This window comes from Pararobbsia alpina (genome assembly GCF_965118125.1).
Classification (GTDB): Bacteria; Pseudomonadota; Gammaproteobacteria; order Burkholderiales; family Burkholderiaceae; genus Pararobbsia; species Pararobbsia alpina_A.
Genome location: NZ_OZ221287.1, coordinates 2,157,164 through 2,175,601, shown reverse-complemented (window position 1 = coordinate 2,175,601; position 18,438 = coordinate 2,157,164). Strand labels below are relative to the sequence as shown.

Genomic DNA, 18,438 nt, shown 5'->3' with positions numbered 1-18,438 from the left:
AGGAGGAAGACATGGCAACTCAGACTGATTACGCGGCGCCGCGCACGCGCCGTTTTCTGCGACAGCTCCCGCTGATCGTCGCGGCGAGCGCGAGCCTCGCCTGCGCCTCGCTCTCTACGCTGGCACGCGCCGATATGCCCGCGACGCCGGTCGGCGTCTGGCAAACGATCGACGATCACACCGGGCAGCCCAAGGCACTCGTGCAGATCTCGCAGGACGCCGACGGCACCCTGAGCGGCAAGATCATCAAAGGCCTGGGTCCGAACGATCAGCCCGACCGCAAATGCGAAAAGTGCACGGACTATCGCAAGGACCAGCCGATGCTCGGCATGACGATCATCAACGGCATGAAGTCCGATGGCGACAAGTACGACGGCGGCCAGATTCTCGATCCCGAAAATGGCTCGCTCTACAAATGCACGATGCACACTGAAGACGGCGGCCAGAAGCTGATCGTCCGCGGCTATATCGGCATCTCGTTAATCGGCCGCTCGCAGACCTGGAATCGGCAGCAGTAAGCGGCGGTCACGGCGTTCCGGTACTGGCGGCGTGACCTGCGCTGCCGGTATCGACGCCCTTCACGACCCGAGTCGCTCACGCCGCTACCAACGCAAACGCGACCGCATCGAACACCGCCTGGCGGTGCGTCGATCGGTCGCGTTGCTGTATCGAAATCCGATACGAATGGGCTGGCTCGAAGCGAGACCCTTAGTTCGCTGACGGGGGTACGTGGTCGTCCGGTTCGTCGTCCGACCCGGTGTCCGGTTCGTCGTCCGGTTGGTTGTCCGGTTGGTTGTCCGGTTGGTTGTCCGGCAGGTTGTCCATTGAGCGTTGCGCTGTGTGGATCGGAGCCGGCGAAGATACCGACTCGGATTGCTCCGATGCCGATGCGTCTTCAGAGCCTGCAACCTGCGCAGAAGCGGACGCGGGTGCAGCGGCAGGCGCCGATTCGGATGCGGACTTCATCGGATTGGCCCACGCCGCACCGGCGCTGCTTCCCCATGGGCGAACCGTCGATGCGCTCGCGCTGGAAGCTGGCGGCGCCTGTGTCGCCCTGAATGGATTTCCCGCGCCGGCGACGCCCGCGCTCGGGTACGACGCCAAGGGCGCGCCATCCGACGTGCGGTGTCCTGCATACGCCTGACCTTGCGCCCCATACGACGCACGGGTGGCCTCATGCTCAGGCGAGTCGTACGCGGAAGCGGCCTGCGCCGCTTCGGCGCTCAAGGAAGCCGGCGAACCGGACGCATCGTCATGCAGACTCGCTACCGGCTCACAGGCCATCAGCGGCGCGCGCGAAGACATCGGCGAGAACGCGCTCTGTAACGCCGCCGCGTCCCACACCTTGTCAGGCCCCAGCGCACTCGACGCAGAGGCACCTTCGCCACATTTGGGCTTCGCCGGGGCACCCTCGACCTGAGGATGGCGCATACGCGCCACGATGGCCGTGTGGAACTCGTCGCCGGCCGGACCGAACAGGCGGTTCAGCACGGTCTTGAGCACACCCGTGCGTTGCCACGCCTTGAAGCGCCGGTGACAGGTTTGATAAGACGGGAACCGTCGCGGCAACATCGACCACGACGATCCACTGTGCATGACCCACAGCACGCCATTGAGGACTTCGCGCGTATTGGTCAGCGGGCGACCGCGCGTTTCCTTGCGCGGTTGCAATTCGGGCAGCAGCGGGGCAACCGCCAGCCACTCCTCATCGGTGAGGACTCGATAAGGTTTCATACGCTCTCCTGGTTATTTCAGCCACGCCAACCGCCAAGTGCGGCTGGCCAGCCCACCGAACTGAATTCAGATCGGACAGGGAGAACGTTATCGAGACGATGAGGTCCGGCAAATCAGATAAGTCCTAAATGCCAGTCAGTCTATGTCAATGAAGTGTTCACAATACGCCTCGGCGATTCGAGATACTCGGTTGACTGCATCTCGGTAATGCGCGAAACGGTACGAGAAAATTCATTAGCCATCGTACCTTCAACGTACAACTGATCGGCTGGCACCTCGGCCGACATCAGCAACTTGACCTTGTGGTCGTAGAGCACATCCACGAGCCAGGTGAAGCGCCGCGCCTCGGATGCCATCCGAGGTGTCATGCGAGGGACGTCCGACAGGACCACCGCGTGAAAGCGCGATGCGAGTTCCAGATAGTCGTTCTGCGACCGCGGGCCGCCGCATAGCGTCGCAAAATCAAACCATACTACGCCGTCCGCTTTGCGCAACGCCTTGAGTTCCCGTTGTTCTATATGAAGAATCGGACTTTCATCCGGAACAGCGGCCAAAGAGGCGAAGGCATTTCTGAGTGCCTTGTCGGCCTCAGCCCCGAGTGGTGTCAGATAAGCCTGAACCTGGGACAACGTACGCTGGCGGTAGTCGACACCCGCATCGACGTTCAGCACATCGAGCCGGCTGTTGAGCAGTTCGATCGCGGGCAGGATGCGGTCGCGATGCAGGCCATCGGGGTAGAGATCGTCGGGCTTGTAGTTCGACGTCATGACGAATTGCACGCCGTTCTCGAACAAGCCGAGCAGGAGCTTGTAGAGAATCATCGCGTCCGCGACATCGGACACGTGGAATTCGTCGAAACAGATCAGCCGGAATTTCTTCGCGACACGTCGCGCCAGCTCGTCGAGCGGGTCAGACGTGCCCTTGAGCTCCTGCAGCTGGCGATGCACCTCGCGCATGAACTCGTGAAAGTGCAGCCGCGTCTTGCGCTGCACCGGCACGCATGCATAGAAGCTGTCCATCAGGAAGCTCTTGCCGCGCCCCACTCCACCCCACAGATACGCGCCTTTCGGAATATCGGGGTGCAGGATCAGCTTGCGAAACGCGTTCGAACGCGTGGCCTTGTACTCGACCCATTCGTCGTAGCACGTTTGCAGACGATCGACCGCGGCGCGTTGCGCCGGGTCCGCCTGATAGCCACGCGTGGCCAGTTCGTGTTCGTAGTATTCAGTGACATTCATCGCGGGAATCGACCCATAACGGACAAAGGCGAGTCTATGCTCGCCTTTGTCCGGTTACTGCCATACACCGTGCGGTGCACGCCGCATTCAACCCGGAACCGTACCTTCGTGAGGCACGATTCGGTCAATGCGGCGCGTGGTGCTTACATATTGATCGCGCGCTTGTCGGCGGCGAGCGCGGCTTCGCGCATCACTTCGGACAACGACGGGTGCGGGTGGCAGATCCGGGCGATGTCTTCCGACGCCGCCTTGAACTCCATCGCCACCGCCGCCTCAGCGATCAGATCCGATGCGTTGGGTCCGATGATATGGACGCCCAGCACTTCATCGGTCTTCGCATCGGCGATCACCTTCACGAAGCCTTCCGCCTGATTGATACCCAGCGCGCGGCCATTCACCGCGAACGGGAACTGACCGGCCTTGATGTCGCGACCTTCGGCCTTCAGCTGCTGTTCCGTCTTGCCGACCCATGCGATCTCGGGCGACGTGTAAATCACCCACGGAATGCAGTTGTAGTCGATATGCGGCTTCTGGCCATCGATGACTTCCGCCACGAGCACGCCTTCGTCTTCCGCCTTGTGCGCAAGCATCGGGCCGCGCACGACGTCGCCGATCGCGTAGACGTTCGGCAGCTTCGTACGGCAGTGGTCGTCGACGTCGATAAAGCCACGCTCGTTGACGCCCAGACCGATATTCTCGAGGCCCAGGTTGTCGGTGTTCGGCACACGGCCGACCGACACGATCAGGCGGTCCGCATCGAGCTTCTGCTCGTTGCCGTCCTTGTCGGCGTACGCAATCGAGACACCCTTGTCCGACGTCGTCACGCTGCCGATCTTCACGCTCAGGTGAATATCGAGACCTTGCTTCTTGAAGATCTTCGCGGCTTCCTTCGCCACACCGACATCGCACGCGCCCAGGAACTCGGGCAACGCTTCGAGCACCGTGACTTCGGCGCCGAGACGACGCCAGACCGAACCGAGTTCGAGGCCGATGACGCCTGCGCCGATCACGGCGAGCTTCTTCGGCACCGAGTCGAACGACAGTGCGCCTTCGTTGTCGGCGACGAGCGTGCCGTCGACCTTCGCGAACGGCAGATGGCGCGCCTTCGAGCCCGTCGCGATGATCACATTGCGTGCGGTCACGGTTTCGGCTTCACCTTCGCCCGACACTTCGATCTGATAGCCGCCGTCGGTCTTCGAGACGAACTTGCCATGGCCCTTGAGCCAGGTGATCTTGTTCTTGCGGAACAGGAACTCGATCCCCTTGGTCATCTTCGTGACGATGCCTTCCTTGCGGGTCAGCATCTTCACGAGGTCGATCTTCGCGCCTTCGACCGTGATGCCATGGTCAGCGAGGTGATGATTGACCTTCTCGAACTCTTCCGACGAGGCCAGCAGCGCCTTCGACGGAATGCAGCCGACGTTCAGGCACGTGCCGCCAAGTGCCAGTTCGCCCTTCGGGTTCTTCCACTTTTCGATACACGCAACCGACTTGCCCAATTGCGCGGCGCGAACGGCGGCCACGTAACCGCCAGGACCTGCGCCGATTACGACAACATCAAATTCCTTAGCCATATTTCTTCTTTATCCGTATCCGTCGCGAGTGATTACAGGTCGAGCAGCAGGCGCGCCGGATCTTCGAGCGCTTCCTTCATCGCGACCAGCGCGAGCACGGCTTCACGGCCATCGATGATCCGGTGGTCGTACGACATGGCAAGGTAATTCATCGGGCGAACCACGACCTGGCCGTTTTCGACCACAGCGCGGTCCTTCGTAGCGTGCACGCCCAGAATCGCCGATTGCGGCGGGTTGATAATCGGCGTCGACAGCATCGAACCGAACGTACCGCCGTTCGAGATCGAGAACGTGCCGCCCGTCAGGTCTTCGAGCGAGATCTTGCCGTCCTTCGCCTTCTGGCCGAATTCGGCAATCTTCTTTTCGATGTCGGCGAGGCTCAGCTGATCGGCATTGCGCACGATCGGCACCACCAGACCGCGCGGCGAACCGACGGCGATACCGATGTCGAAGTAGCCGTGATAGACGATGTCCGTGCCGTCAACCGACGCGTTCACGACCGGGTACTTCTTCAGCGCGTGCACAGCGGCCTTCACGAAGAACGACATGAAGCCGAGCTTCACGCCATGTTCCTTCTCGAACTGGTCCTTGTACTTCGCGCGCAGGTCCATCACGGGCTTCATGTTGACTTCATTGAAGGTCGTGAGGATCGCGTTCGTGGCTTGCGATTCGAGCAGACGCTCGGCGACACGCGCGCGCAGGCGCGACATCGGCACGCGTTGTTCCGGACGGTCGTTGAGCCAGTCGGCAGCCTTGGTCGGCGCGGAGACCTGGGGCAGTGCCGGGCGTGCGGGCTTCGCAGCGGCGGGCGCAGCAGCCGGAGCGGCCGGCTTGTTGCCTGCGGCGAGCACGTCACCCTTCGTGATGCGGCCGTCGCGGCCCGTGCCCGACACGTCGCCAGCCGACAGACCCTTCTCGGCCATCAGCTTGGCGGCCGACGGAGCAGCCACGCTGCCCGACGATGCCGATGCGGCGGGTGCAGCGGCTGCGGGAGCGGCTGCCGGTGCCGGCGCAGCGGCCGGAGCCGGTGCTGCCTTGACTTCCGACGGCGCCGTACCGGCCTTGCCTTCGGTGTCGATCGATGCGATGACCTGATCGGCCGTCACAGTTGCGCCGTCGTCCTGGTCGAGCTTGACGATCACGCCAGCAGCCGGTGCCGGCACTTCGAGCACGACCTTGTCGGTCTCGACTTCGATCAGGATTTCATCCTGGGCGACGGCGTCGCCTGGGCGCTTCTTCCACGTCAGCAGGGTCGCTTCGGACACCGATTCGGACAGCTGCGGGACTTTGACTTCTACGATTGCCATTTCTGTGATCCTGAACTTGTTTTATGTGAGCTAGGCGCGCGCGTCTGCGCACCGTGCGGAGAGCCGCGCTCCCCGCACGTCGAAACGCCCGGTTATTTCGTGGTGACTGCGCCCTTCAGACGGCCGAATGCGCCTTCGATCAACGCCTTCAGCTGCTCGTAGTGCTTCGCGTAGTAACCGACGGCCGGCGATGCCGATGCCGGACGGCCGCTGTACGCAAGCTTCTGGCCTTCCTTCAGGCCTTCGAGCAGGTGATGCTCGATGTAGAACCACGGGCCCTGATTCTGCGGCTCGTCCTGGACCCACACGACTTCGGTCAGGTTTTCGTACTTCTTGAGTTCGGCTTCGTACGCCTTATGGCCGAACGGATAGAGCTGCTCGACGCGAACGATCACGACATCCTTGATCTTCGCTTCGCGGCGATGCGCGATGAGGTCGAAATACACGCGGCCCGAGCAGACGAGCATGCGCTTGACCTTCTTCGCGTCGATCGTGTCGTCGGTTTCGCCGAGCACCGGATGGAAGCTGCCCTTCGCGAGTTCCGACAGATCGCTGATCGCTTCCTTGTGACGCAGCAGCGACTTCGGTGTGAACACGATCAGCGGCTTGCGGAACAGGCGGATCATCTGACGGCGCAGCAAGTGGAACACCTGAGCCGGCGTCGTCGGCTGGACGACCTGCATGTTGTGGTCCGCGCAGAGCTGGAGGAAACGTTCGATACGTGCCGACGAGTGTTCCGGGCCCTGGCCTTCGTAACCGTGCGGCAGCAGCATCGTCAGACCCGATGCGCGGCCCCACTTGACTTCACCCGACGAAATGAACTGGTCGATCACGACCTGTGCGCCGTTCACGAAGTCGCCGAACTGCGCTTCCCATGCGACGAACGTGTTCGGTTCGGCGCTCGAGTAACCATATTCGAAGCCGAGCACGGCTTCTTCCGACAACACCGAGTCGATGACCGTGAACTTGGCCTGGCCGTCCGCGACGTTTTGCAGCGGGATGTACGTGCCGTCGTTCCAGCGTTCGCGATTCTGGTCGTGCAGCACGGCATGGCGGTGCGTGAACGTGCCGCGGCCGCTGTCCTGGCCGGTCAGGCGCACTGCATAGCCCGATGCGACGAGCGATGCATACGCGAGCGCTTCGCCCATGCCCCAGTCGAGCGGCGTTTCACCACGGCCCATCGCGCGGCGATCGTTGATCACGCGTTCGACGAGCGGATGGACCTTGAAGTTTTCGGGGTACGTCGTGAGACGCTCGGCCAGACGCTTGAGTTCAGCGAGCGGCACCGCCGTATCGGCAGCATCCGTCCACTTGCGGTTCAGGAACGGCACCCAGTCCACCGCGTACTTGCTCTTGTAGTTCGAGAGCACCGGGTCGATCGTGTGATGACCTTCGTCCATCGCCTTGCGGAACTGCTTCGAATACGCTTCGGCGTCATCTGCCGTGACCACGCCCTGGGCAACCAGGCGTTCGGCATACAGCGCGCGCGTGCCCGGATGCTTGCCGATCGTCTTGTACATCAGCGGCTGCGTGACCGCCGGCGTGTCCTGCTCGTTGTGGCCGAGCTTGCGGAAGCAGACGATGTCGACAACGACATCCTTGTGGAATTCCTGACGGAAATCGAGTGCGAGCTGCATGGCCAGCACGACCGCTTCCGGATCGTCGCCGTTCACGTGCAGCACCGGCGCTTCGATCATCTTGACGACGTCCGAGCAGTACAGCGTCGAGCGCGAGTCGCGCGGATCCGACGTCGTGAAACCGATCTGGTTGTTGATGACGACGTGAACCGTGCCGTGCGTGCCGTAGCCGCGCGTTTGCGCGAGGTTCAGCGTTTCCATCACGACGCCCTGGCCTGCGAAGGCGGCGTCGCCGTGGACCTGCACCGGCAGCACTTGCAGCCCCTGCTCGTCGCCGCGGCGTTCCATCCGTGCCTTGGCCGAACCTTCAACCACCGGGTTGACGATTTCAAGGTGCGACGGGTTGAACGCGAGCGAGAGGTGAACCGGGCCGCCGCTCGTCGAGATATCCGACGAGAAGCCCTTGTGATACTTGACGTCGCCAGCCGGCAGATCGTCGACGTGCTTGCCTTCGAATTCCGCAAACAGGTCCGACGGCATCTTGCCCAGCGTGTTGACGAGCACATTCAGACGGCCGCGGTGGGCCATGCCGATCACGATTTCCTGAACGCCCTTCGCGCCTGCGTGGTGTACGAGTTCGTCCATCGCCGCGATAAAGCTTTCGCCGCCTTCGAGCGAGAAGCGCTTCTGGCCGACGTAGCGCGTATGCAGGTAGCGTTCGAGACCCTCAGCAGCCGTCAGGCGCTCGAGGATGTGCTTCTTCTTTTCGGCCGAGAACGTCGGGGTCGCGCGCGTCGATTCGAGACGCTCCTTCCACCAGCGCTTTTGCTCGGGATCCGAGATGTACGCGTATTCGGCGCCGATCGTGCCGCAATACGTGTCGCGCAGCGCCTTGATGATTTCGCGCAGCGTGGCTTGCTGGAAGCCGAAATACAGGTTGCTCGCGTCGAACACCTGGTCCATGTCGGCTTCGGTGAAGTCGTAGAACGCCGGTTCCAGTTCCGGAATCTGCGGACGTTCCTGACGCTTGAGCGGATCGAGATTCGCCCAGCGTGCGCCGAGGAAGCGATAGGCATCGATCAGCGACTGGACGAACACCTGCTTGCGCGCGGTCGACATCTCGGTCGCACCGGCACGGGGCAGGAAGGTGTTGGAGCGCGCGCGTTGCGCAAAGGATTCGACGATCGGCGCGTGGGCCACGTCGTTGGCGGCCGAGCCGTCGACTGCGGGCACGTTCTGGAGCGCGTCGAAATACTCGCGCCAGTTGTCGGGCACCGAAGCCGGGTTGTCGAGATACGCCTCGTACAGTTCTTCAACGTACGGAGCATTGCCGCCGAACAGATAAGAGTTCGACTGGGATTCTTTCATCATTTTGACGCTCACCTTTCTTCGAGTTTCTCGAGAAACGCGTGGTTACTCAACCTTCCGCGACACGGCCTGACCGATTAGCGGATGCGCAAACATCAAGTTGTGCAGGAAGGACCAGAAAACAATGCTTCACTACGCGGCGAGAATATCACGTAAGCATAGTCGACGCAGGGCCGGACACAAGCCTTGTGCCTCGCCCCGCCTTGTCTGGCGGGGCTTTCGCCCGGCTCTGCACGTGTTCCGGGCGTCACGTCTGGCTTGTGTACGGCGCACGTATGACACGCCTTACACCGTTCAATCTCGCCACTTCGATCCGCGCTGACTGCATTTACGGCTCAAAAAGCGACTTCTTTACTGCCTATATTGCGACAACTGCAATTTCTGCAACGCACACCCCCACCGGGCCGTGCACCGCGGAAACAAAAAAAATGGGCCGCACGATCCTCTCGTACGGCCCATCTGACTGACTTAGTCGGTGACCGCCTCACGGCTGGCCTTGCGACGTTCGTGCTCCTTCAGGAAACGCTTGCGCAGACGAATCGTCTTCGGCGTGACCTCGACGAGCTCGTCGTCATCGATAAATTCCACTGCGTATTCCAGCGACATCTGGATCGGCGGCACCAGGCGAACCGCTTCGTCGGTACCCGACGCGCGGACGTTGGTCAGCTGCTTGCCCTTGATCGGGTTCACGACGAGGTCGTTATCGCGGCTGTGAATACCGATGATCATGCCTTCGTACAGCGCATCGCCCGGCACCACGAACATGCGGCCGCGATCCTGAAGCTTCCAGAGGGCGTATGCCACCGCGGCGCCGTCATCCTGCGAAATCAGCACGCCGTTACGACGTTCGCCGATGCTGCCGTCCTTGATCGGGGCGTACGAGTCGAAAATATGGCTCGCGAGGCCCGTGCCGCGCGTCAGCGTCAGGAATTCGCCCTGGAAGCCGATCAGGCCACGTGCCGGGATGCGGTATTCGAGACGCGTACGGCCACGGCCGTCCGACGCCATATCGAGCAGTTCGCCCTTGCGGCGGCCGAGTTCTTCCATGACCGCGCCCTGATGGCCGTCTTCGAGGTCGACCGTCAGCAGTTCGTACGGCTCGCTGCGCACGCCGTCGATTTCGCGCGTCACCACACGCGGACGCGACACGGCGAGCTCATAGCCCTCGCGGCGCATGTTTTCGATCAGGATCGTCAGGTGAAGCTCACCGCGGCCCGACACTTCGAACACGGTTTCATCGCCAGTGTCGCGCACACGCAACGCCACGTTGTGGTTGAGTTCGCGATTCAGACGGTCGCGAATCTGGCGGCTCGTGACGAACTTGCCTTCCTTGCCGGCGAGCGGCGACGAGTTCACGAGGAAGTTCATCGTGATCGTCGGTTCGTCGACGGTGATGCGCGGCAGCGCTTCAGGCGCTTCCGGCGAGCAGATCGTGACGCCGATGCCGATGTCTTCAATCCCGTTGATCAGCACGATATCGCCGGCTTCAGCCGATTCGACCTGCTGGCGATCAAGGCCCTGGAACGTCAGGACCTGGTTGATCTTGCGGTTCTGGATCTCGCCTTCCGGGCCGTACTGCATCACAACCGGCATGCCGGGCTTGATGCGGCCACGACGGATACGGCCCACGCCGATACGACCGACGTACTGCGAGTAGTCGAGCGAGGTGATCTGGAGTTGCAGCGGGCCTTCCGGGTCAGCGTCACGCACGGGCACGTTTTCGAGGATGGACTCGAAAAGCGGGCGCATCGTGCCTTCGCGGTCTTCCGAATTCAGGCTGGCGTAGCCGTTGAGCGCCGACGCGTAGACAACCGGGAAATCGAGCTGTTCGTCGGTGGCGCCGAGCTTGTCCATCAGATCAAACGTCTGATTGATCACCCAGTCCGGACGCGCGCCCGGACGGTCGATCTTGTTGACGACCACGATCGGCTTCAGGCCGAGCGCGAGCGCCTTGCGCGTCACGAAGCGCGTCTGCGGCATCGGGCCTTCGACGGCGTCGACGAGCAGCAGCACCGAGTCGACCATCGACAGCACGCGCTCGACCTCACCGCCGAAGTCGGCGTGGCCCGGGGTGTCGACGATGTTGATGTGGGTGCCTTCGTACTCGACAGCGCAGTTCTTCGCAAGGATCGTGATGCCACGTTCCTTTTCGATGTCGTTCGAGTCCATGACCCGTTCGGCAACCGCCTGGTTGTCACGGAAGGTGCCCGACTGGCGGAGCAATTGGTCGACGAGTGTGGTCTTGCCGTGGTCGACGTGGGCAATGATGGCGATGTTGCGTAGAGCGCGGGTCATATAGAGGGGGCAGCAGGCCGAACGGACGAAGGGATGGGCTGTATCGGCAGGGATTGCGGTCAGATGCGATTCAGCGCAAGTCGTGCGTTAGGCCTTTTTCGACTATCGAAAACCCGTAATTCTAGCACGGAGATAAGTCGAAAGCTTGTCTGCTTATAGAAGAGGTAACCGGTAAGTGTGACGCAAATGTCATTTTGCTGCCAGGGAGATACTTGCCGCGTCAATCAAGCTCGCCTACACTTCTGCCTAGACAAATATTGCAGTCGCACTTAAAACACTACATGCACGAGTTGACGCCGCCGACATCCGCCGAATTCGCCGCCCGCATGGAGGACAGCATCGGCTACCTGCTCGCGCGGGTGCGTTCGAACCTCTGGAACGCCGTGACTCAGCACACGATGCAGGAACTCGGCGTGACCGCGACCCAGGCGTCGATGCTCTCGATGCTGGCAAGCGGCCAGTGCCTCGCCGCCGCCGAACTCGCCCGACAGTACGGCATTGATGCAAGCGCGGTGACCCGCCTGCTCGACCGGCTCGAAAAACGCGGCCTGCTTGTACGGGTGCGCAGCCAGGACGACCGGCGTGTCGTCAAGCTCAGGTTGACCGAGCAAGGCAGCGAGTTCGCGGAGCGGATGCCCGCGATCTATGAAGAAGTCGTCGACCGGTTGTTGCGGGGATTCGCCCCCGACGAAGTCAGTTTGCTCAGAAGCATGCTCAAGCGGATGCAGACCAATTCGAATGACCCGGTCTGAAACGGGTTCGATGCCGGGCTGAATCCAGGCTGATACCGGGCCGAACGCAGCGCATTCCGCTGGATTCCGGCCCCGGTCGGGCCGAAATCGCAGAACACAGAATTATCGCCTTACCGTCTTTATCGCCGTACCGTCGTCGCCGTATCGTTGCCGTTTCATCGCCTGATCGCCGCCGCTGCACGCGTGCGGGCGCCGCGTTCGAACCGATTCACCCGGTCCGGACCGTGCCCTGCGTTCATCAATCGGCGTCGATCGGCGTGCCGGCCCTGTTGCACCGATCTATTGAAGGATTAACTTGAGTCAGGCAATGAGTGCTTTTCTCCCTCTTTCCACCCGCCTGCCCCGGCAGCGGGCGATTGCGTCAGCCGCCGCGCTCGCGCTTGCCGTATCGCTCTCCGGCTGCGCCGGCTGGCGCGGCATCGGTAGCGACAAGACGACGACGGATGTCAATCAGCTCGACGCGCATCTGAGCATCCCGGCGCAAGGCGGCAAGTGGCCGGATGCAAGCTGGGCCGATCAGTTCGGCGACGCGCAACTCGGCCAGCTGATCGCCGAGGGCCTGACCGACAGCCCGACGATCGCTGAAACGAAGGCGCGCCTCGAAAAGGCCGCGGCCTACGTGCAGAGCGAACGCGCGGCCGAGATGCCCGTCATCAGCGGCAAGTATTCGTGGACCCGCGAGCTCTATTCAGGCAACGGCCTGTTCCCGCCGCCGTACGGCGGGACGTGGTACAGCGAGAACAACGCCCTGATCAACGCCACGTGGGATCTCGACCTCTGGGGCAAGAACCGTCAGGCGACCGCTGCCTCGATCTCGCAGCAGAAAGTCGCCGAAGCCGACGCACAGGAAGTGCGCCTGACGCTCGCGACCTCGATCGCGCAGACATACACCGAACTCGCTCGCGAGTACGCGCTGCTCGACGTCGCCCAGCGTGAAACCGAGTCGCGCCGCGAAGTCGGCCGCATCACGGTCGGCCGCGTCGCTGCCGGCCTTGACACCCAGGTCGAACGTCGCACGTCGGACGGCAATATCGCGTCGAGCCAGGCATCGATCACGCAACTCGAAGGTCAGATCACCACCACGCGCTATCAGCTCGGCGCGCTGCTCGGCAAGGGCCCCGATCGCGGCCTGTCGATCGCCAAGCCGACAATGAATCCGACCGTCGATGTGCCGATGCCCGACAACGTGCCGGCGAATCTGCTGTCGCGCCGGCCCGACCTCGTCGCCGCGCGCTGGACGATCGATGCGAACCAGCACGACATCAAATCGGCCAAGGCTGAGTTTCTGCCTGACGTGAATCTCGCCGGTTTCGCGGGCTTCGACGGGTTCGGCTGGGCGAAATTCCTGCAATTCGGCAGCCGGCAGTTCCAGGTCGGCCCGGCGATCAATATCCCGATCTTTGCCGGTGGCGCGCTGCGTGCCAACCTCAAGGGCAAGTACGCGGACTTCGATCTGGCTGTTGCCGAGTACAACCAGACGCTCGTCAATGCGCTCAACGATGTGGCGACGCAGATCGCGTCGATTCATTCGACCGAGAAGCAGCTCGTCGACGCCGAAGCCGCGTATGACGCGCAACGCCATGCGTACGAACTCGCGGTCATCCGCTACAAGGCCGGCCTGTCGCCGCAGCTTCAGGTGCTCAACGCCGACGAAAACCTGCTTGCGCAGGAGCAAGGCGTCGTCGCCCTGAAAATGAACCGGCGCTCGCAACAGATCGCGCTGATCAAGGCGCTCGGCGGCGGCTTCGATGCGCAGGAAGAAGGACTCAATCCGCCGCTCGCGGGCGCGGTCAAGGGTTCGGATGACGCAGCCGGCATTCCGGGTACTGAAGGTGCCGCAGGCGCCTCGGCCCCGGGCGCTGCATCGGCAGCCGCTGCAGCGACACCGCCGTCCCAGGCATCGAATAACTAACGCGAACGCCCCTGAATACAACATCGGCGCATCGAGCGACCGAACCCGGGCATACCACCATTACGAGTGAATCTCTTACTGAGATTCAGGCACGAGATCAGAGAGTACGGAGCAAACCATGAGCACCCCCCAAGGCGCGGCACCGGCCGAACAACCGAAGAGCGGCAAGCGCGCTCGCATGATGCTGCTGCTGGCGCTGGTCATCCTGATCGCGGCTGTCGGCTACGGCTTTTACTACTTCACGTATGCGCGCTATCACGAAGACACCGATGACGCCTATGTGAACGGCAACGTCGTGCAGATCACCCCGCAAGTCGTCGGCACGGTGGTCGCCGTCAACGCGGACGACACGCAGACCGTGCAGATCGGTCAGCCGGTCGTCGTGCTTGACGCGGCGGACTCGAAGATCGCACTGCAGAACGCGGAAGCCACGCTCGCGCAAACTGTGCGTCAGGTGCGCACACTTTACGTGAACAACAACGCGTATCAGGCCGACGTTCAACAACGCCAGGCCGACCTCGCGCGCGCGCAGGACGACCTCAAGCGCCGCCTGGCTGTGGCGCAGACCGGCGCCGTCTCGCTCGAAGAAATTTCGCACGCGAAGGACTCGGTGAAGGTTGCGCAAGCCGCGCTGATCGCGTCGGAACAGAACCTCGCATCGAACCGTGCGCTGACGGAGCGTACGACGATCGCCGGCCACCCGAACGTGATGGCCGCTGCGTCGAAGGTGCGTGACGCCTATCTGAACTTCGCACGCAACACGCTGCCGGCGCCGGTCACGGGCTACGTTGCGAAGCGCTCGGTTCAAGTGGGCCAGCGCGTCTCGCCGGGCACGCCGCTGATGGCCGTCGTGCCGCTCAACGGTGTCTGGGTCGATGCGAACTTCAAGGAAGTCCAGCTCAAGAACATGCGTATCGGCCAGCCCGCCGAACTGACGGCTGACGTGTATGGCTCGTCGGTTGTGTACCACGGCAAGGTGGTCGGCTTCTCGGCAGGTACCGGCAGCGCGTTCTCGCTGCTGCCCGCGCAGAACGCGACGGGTAACTGGATCAAGGTCGTACAGCGCCTGCCGGTGCGTATTGAACTCGATCCGAAGGAACTCGAAGCGCATCCGCTGCGCATCGGCCTGTCGATGCAGGTCAATGTGGATGTGAAGGGTTCGAACGGCAGCCAGCTCGGCAACGCGAAGAACACGGTCTACGAGACGGACGTGTTCGCGAAGTACGGCGAGCAGGCGGATCAAGAGATCGCTCGCATCATTGCTGAAAACACGGGTTCGACGTCGCTCGCGACGAAGTAAAAGCCTTGAGCGACATCGCGGTGTCGCGGTGTCGCGGTGTCGCGGTGTCGCGGTGTCGCGGTGTCGCGGTGTCGCGGTGTCGCGGTGTCGCGGCATGACGAACGCTCACAGGCTTGCAGTTCCGTAGTTACGTAGACACGCAGTCATTCAGAGGCAGCAAGATGGCGGAAGCCAAACATATCGAGCACGGCCCGCTCACAGGCGGGCAGCTCGTGATCGGCACGATTGCCGTGTCGCTCGCGGTGTTCATGAACGTGCTCGATACGTCGATCGCCAACGTGTCGATCCCTTCGATCTCGGGCGATCTCGGCGTGTCGTCGGACCAGGGCACGTGGGTCATCACGTCGTTCGCGGCGGCCAACGCCATTTCGGTGCCGCTCACGGGCTGGCTCACGCAGCGCATCGGACAGGTCAAGCTGTTCACCTGGTCGATCGTGCTGTTCGTGATCTCGTCATGGATGTGCGGCCTGTCGCCGACACTCGGGTTCCTGCTCGCCTCGCGCGTCCTGCAAGGGGCCGTTGCCGGACCGATGATTCCGCTGTCGCAAACCCTGCTGCTCGCGAGCTATCCGCGCGCGAAAGCGCCGATGGCCCTCTCGTTATGGGCGATGACGACGCTTGTCGCGCCCGTGTGCGGGCCGATTCTCGGTGGATGGATCTCGGACAACATCTCGTGGCCGTGGATCTTCTACGTCAATATCCCGGTCGGGATCCTGGCGGCGTTTGCAAGCTGGTGGGTGTTTCGCACGCGCGAGTCGGCAAAGCATCACGCACCGATTGACGCGATCGGGCTTAGCCTGCTGATCGTCTGGGTCGGGACACTGCAGGTCATGCTCGACAAGGGCAAGGACCTCGACTGGTTCTCGTCGACGACGATCGTTGCGTTGACGTTGATCTCGGTGATCTCGTTCGCCCTCTTCGTGATCTGGGAATTGACCGAGGACCATCCGGTCGTCGACCTGTCCCTGTTCACGCGCCGGAATTTCACCGGCGGCACGATTGCGCTCTCGATCGGCTATGGTCTGTATTTCGGCAATCTCGTGCTGATCCCGCTGTGGCTGCAGACCACCCTCGCCTATACGGCGACCAAGGCCGGTCTCGTGATGGCGCCGGTCGGGTTGTTCGCGATCCTGCTGTCACCGCTCACGGGCAAGTTCCTGCCGAAGACCGATCCGCGCTTTATTGCCACGGCATCGTTCCTGATCTTCGCGCTGGTGTTCTGGCTTCGTTCGCTCTACACGACGAACGTCGACACGTATTGGCTCGTCATGCCGACCCTGCTGCAAGGCATAGGGATGGCCGGTTTCTTTATCCCGCTTGTGTCGATCACGCTCAATGGTCTGCCGGGTAACAAGATCGCGGCCGCATCGGGGCTCTCGAACTTCGTGCGGATCATGTGCGGCGGTATCGGTTCATCGATCTTCACCACTGCATGGGATCGCCGTTCGACCCTGCATCATGCGCAACTCACTGAGCAGGCTAATGCCTATAATCCGGTGTTCACGCAGAACATGCAGATGTTCCAGTCGCATGGCGACAACTCGCTCGGCTATCTGATGTTCAACAACTCGGTATCGCAGCAGGCTGCCATGCTCGGGGTCAATGACCTGTTCTGGCTGTCGTCTGCGATTTTCGTCGCGCTGATCGCGCTGATCTGGATCACGAAGCCTGAACGTTCGACGCCGGACTCGGCCGCAGCGGCATCGGCAGCGCACTGATCGGTTCCTGTCGGGAACGCGCGCAATGAAAAAGCGCCGGACGCGTTGAGCGTCCGGCGCTTTTTGTTTTGGGGCAGACTTCGTGAGCCTCGAACCGTTGGCCTTTAATCTTTAATCCTTAGACCTTGGTCCTTGGTCCTTGGTCCTTGGTCCTTGGTCCTTGGTCCTTGGTCCTTAGTCCTTGGTCCTTGGTCCTTGGACGGAAGACCACCTTAACGACGGTTCCTCCGGTCTTCGTGCATGCGTCCTTAGGCCGACTCGGACGACGAGGCAATCACACGCTCCGGTGCGATCACACCTTCGAGTAGTTGCGCCGTGCCGAGCAATCGCGCGTCATGCGCATACACACGCACGCGCTCAGGCGCTCCTGCGACGCGCTCTCCAACGCGAAGCTTTTGCCCATGGAGAAATCGTTTCGTCTGCTCCGCATCGAGATCGACGCGCTTGAACGTGGACAGCAGTGCATCTACTGGTGCGAGCAACGCGTCGCGCGATTCGAGCGGCGATGCATCGATCTGCTCGAGCGTGACCGCGCCATCCAGCGTCAACGCTCCGACGCCGGTGCGCCGAAGCATCGTCAGATGCGCACCGCAGCCGAGCGCCTCGCCAATGTCTTCACCAAGCGTGCGCACGTAGGTGCCCTTGCTGCACGTGACGCGAATCGTCGCGAACGGCAATGCGCAGTCGATGAGTTCAAGATGATGAATCGTGACTTCGCGTGCCTCGCGTTCAAGCGTTTCGCCTGCACGCGCGTATTCGTAGAGCGGCTTTCCGTCGCGCTTGAGCGCCGAATACATCGGCGGCACTTGTCGGATCAGGCCACGAAAACCGTCGAGACTCGCGGCCACATCGTGCGCGGTGCACGTCACGTCGCGACGGTCGGTGACCTCGCCTTCCGCATCGCCCGTCGTCGTGCGTTCGCCGAGTTTCAACGTCGCTTCATAGGTCTTGTCGGCTTCAAGCAAGTCCTGCGAGAACTTGGTCGCCTCACCAAAACACAGTGGTAGCAAGCCCGTCGCGAGCGGATCAAGCGTGCCCGTGTGGCCGGCTTTCTTTGCGCTGAACAGCCGCTTGGCGCGCATCAGCGCATCGTTGCTCGACAAACCCAGGGGCTTGTCCAATAGCAAAACGCCGTCAAGCAGACGGCGCGGGGTCTTCTTTGGAGCGTTCATCGAGGCGTTATTCAGCAGCGTCGTCATCCTTGGCGCGCGTCGCGTTGGCTTCGTCGATCAGTCGCGACATCTCGACCGCACGCTCGACCGTCTGGTCGTAGATGAAGTGCAACGTCGGCACCGTATGGATATGCAAGCGTTTGAACAACAGATTATGCAAATGACCTGCGGCGTGATTCAACGCGACTTGCGTCGCCTTCGGGTCGCCCGTCAGCGTCGTAAAGAAGATCTTTGCGTGAGCATAGTCGGGCGTGAGCTCGACGCTCTGAATCGTCACAAGACCGATACGCGGGTCTTTGACCTCGCGCGCGATCAGCTCCGACAGATCGCGCTGGATCTGATCGGCAATTCGCACATTGCGATTGGGGGTGGCACTTTTTCTTGGCATCACAGACTCCTGTCCAATGCGGTTGCCGCTGCTTGCCGGCACATGGCGCCTGACAGGGCGCCTGGCGGCTTCCGGGCTTCGCCGGACGATCACCGTATTGCAC

At 62.1% G+C, this 18,438-nt stretch carries 13 protein-coding genes; 5 read left to right on the top strand and 8 right to left on the bottom strand.

What is annotated here, in order from left to right; translation table 11 throughout:
- Positions 1–11 precede the first annotated feature (11 nt).
- Positions 12–518 carry a DUF2147 domain-containing protein gene (locus tag ACMFWR_RS09500; protein WP_413191432.1) on the top strand — a complete coding sequence of 169 codons (507 nt, stop codon included), beginning with the start codon at positions 12–14 and terminating at the stop codon, positions 516–518.
- A gap of 190 nt (positions 519–708) precedes the next feature.
- Here the strand turns inward: ACMFWR_RS09500 and ACMFWR_RS09495 are convergent, their stop codons facing one another.
- The 6 genes from ACMFWR_RS09495 to typA all read right to left on the bottom strand — a co-directional run bounded on the left by ACMFWR_RS09495 (position 709) and on the right by typA (position 11,093).
- A complete protein-coding gene (locus tag ACMFWR_RS09495; protein WP_413191431.1) occupies positions 709–1,734 on the bottom strand; it encodes a transposase in 1,026 nt (341 codons plus the stop codon).
- Between the two features lie 140 nt (positions 1,735–1,874).
- Complete coding sequence (gene zapE / locus ACMFWR_RS09490; protein WP_413191430.1) at positions 1,875–2,972, bottom strand: cell division protein ZapE; 1,098 nt, start codon at positions 2,970–2,972, stop codon at positions 1,875–1,877.
- Positions 2,973–3,115: 143 nt separating this feature from the next.
- On the bottom strand, positions 3,116–4,546 hold the full coding sequence (gene lpdA / locus ACMFWR_RS09485; RefSeq protein ID WP_413191429.1) for a dihydrolipoyl dehydrogenase: 1,431 nt from the start codon (positions 4,544–4,546) through the stop codon (positions 3,116–3,118).
- Between the two features lie 32 nt (positions 4,547–4,578).
- Entirely contained in the window at positions 4,579–5,853 is a 1,275-nt protein-coding gene (gene odhB / locus ACMFWR_RS09480; RefSeq protein ID WP_413191428.1) for a 2-oxoglutarate dehydrogenase complex dihydrolipoyllysine-residue succinyltransferase, read from the bottom strand.
- Positions 5,854–5,945: 92 nt separating this feature from the next.
- Complete coding sequence (locus ACMFWR_RS09475; RefSeq protein ID WP_413191427.1) at positions 5,946–8,801, bottom strand: 2-oxoglutarate dehydrogenase E1 component; 2,856 nt, start codon at positions 8,799–8,801, stop codon at positions 5,946–5,948.
- 465 nt (positions 8,802–9,266) lie between these two features.
- Entirely contained in the window at positions 9,267–11,093 is a 1,827-nt protein-coding gene (gene typA, locus ACMFWR_RS09470) for a translational GTPase TypA (RefSeq protein ID WP_413191426.1), read from the bottom strand.
- A 281-nt stretch (positions 11,094–11,374) separates the two neighbouring features.
- On the opposite strand from typA, the gene ACMFWR_RS09465 reads away from it, so the two are divergent.
- The 4 genes from ACMFWR_RS09465 to ACMFWR_RS09450 all read left to right on the top strand — a co-directional run bounded on the left by ACMFWR_RS09465 (position 11,375) and on the right by ACMFWR_RS09450 (position 16,775).
- Positions 11,375–11,845 (top strand): MarR family winged helix-turn-helix transcriptional regulator, encoded by a 471-nt coding sequence (locus tag ACMFWR_RS09465; RefSeq protein ID WP_413191425.1) that lies wholly within the window; start codon positions 11,375–11,377, stop codon positions 11,843–11,845.
- 307 nt (positions 11,846–12,152) lie between these two features.
- Positions 12,153–13,757, top strand: a complete 1,605-nt coding sequence (locus ACMFWR_RS09460) for an efflux transporter outer membrane subunit (RefSeq protein WP_413191424.1) — start codon at positions 12,153–12,155, stop codon at positions 13,755–13,757.
- A gap of 118 nt (positions 13,758–13,875) precedes the next feature.
- Positions 13,876–15,057, top strand: coding sequence for an HlyD family secretion protein (locus ACMFWR_RS09455; RefSeq protein ID WP_413191423.1), 1,182 nt, complete (start codon positions 13,876–13,878; stop codon positions 15,055–15,057).
- Positions 15,058–15,218: 161 nt separating this feature from the next.
- Positions 15,219–16,775 carry a DHA2 family efflux MFS transporter permease subunit gene (locus ACMFWR_RS09450; protein WP_413191422.1) on the top strand — a complete coding sequence of 519 codons (1,557 nt, stop codon included), beginning with the start codon at positions 15,219–15,221 and terminating at the stop codon, positions 16,773–16,775.
- A 248-nt stretch (positions 16,776–17,023) separates the two neighbouring features.
- Here ACMFWR_RS09450 and truB read toward each other — a convergent pair whose 3' ends face one another.
- Together truB and rbfA are read right to left on the bottom strand one after the other, a co-directional pair.
- On the bottom strand, positions 17,024–17,947 hold the full coding sequence (gene truB, locus ACMFWR_RS09445; protein ID WP_413191421.1) for a tRNA pseudouridine(55) synthase TruB: 924 nt from the start codon (positions 17,945–17,947) through the stop codon (positions 17,024–17,026).
- 7 nt (positions 17,948–17,954) lie between these two features.
- Entirely contained in the window at positions 17,955–18,335 is a 381-nt protein-coding gene (gene rbfA / locus ACMFWR_RS09440) for a 30S ribosome-binding factor RbfA (RefSeq protein WP_413191420.1), read from the bottom strand.
- Positions 18,336–18,438: the final 103 nt, after the last annotated feature.

Bases quoted from the DNA above. Each gene is read 5' to 3' on its own strand.
- truB (WP_413191421.1), bottom strand. From the start codon at position 17,947: ATGAACGCTCCAAAGAAGACCCCGCGCCGTCTGCTTGACGGCGTTTTG.
- lpdA (WP_413191429.1), bottom strand. From the start codon at position 4,546: ATGGCTAAGGAATTTGATGTTGTCGTAATCGGCGCAGGTCCTGGCGGT.
- typA (WP_413191426.1), bottom strand. From the start codon at position 11,093: ATGACCCGCGCTCTACGCAACATCGCCATCATTGCCCACGTCGACCAC.
- ACMFWR_RS09450 (WP_413191422.1), top strand. From the start codon at position 15,219: ATGGCGGAAGCCAAACATATCGAGCACGGCCCGCTCACAGGCGGGCAG.
- ACMFWR_RS09500 (WP_413191432.1), top strand. From the start codon at position 12: ATGGCAACTCAGACTGATTACGCGGCGCCGCGCACGCGCCGTTTTCTG.
- ACMFWR_RS09495 (WP_413191431.1), bottom strand. From the start codon at position 1,734: ATGAAACCTTATCGAGTCCTCACCGATGAGGAGTGGCTGGCGGTTGCC.
- ACMFWR_RS09460 (WP_413191424.1), top strand. From the start codon at position 12,153: ATGAGTGCTTTTCTCCCTCTTTCCACCCGCCTGCCCCGGCAGCGGGCG.
- rbfA (WP_413191420.1), bottom strand. From the start codon at position 18,335: ATGCCAAGAAAAAGTGCCACCCCCAATCGCAATGTGCGAATTGCCGAT.
- zapE (WP_413191430.1), bottom strand. From the start codon at position 2,972: ATGAATGTCACTGAATACTACGAACACGAACTGGCCACGCGTGGCTAT.
- ACMFWR_RS09455 (WP_413191423.1), top strand. From the start codon at position 13,876: ATGAGCACCCCCCAAGGCGCGGCACCGGCCGAACAACCGAAGAGCGGC.
- ACMFWR_RS09475 (WP_413191427.1), bottom strand. From the start codon at position 8,801: ATGATGAAAGAATCCCAGTCGAACTCTTATCTGTTCGGCGGCAATGCT.
- odhB (WP_413191428.1), bottom strand. From the start codon at position 5,853: ATGGCAATCGTAGAAGTCAAAGTCCCGCAGCTGTCCGAATCGGTGTCC.
- ACMFWR_RS09465 (WP_413191425.1), top strand. From the start codon at position 11,375: ATGCACGAGTTGACGCCGCCGACATCCGCCGAATTCGCCGCCCGCATG.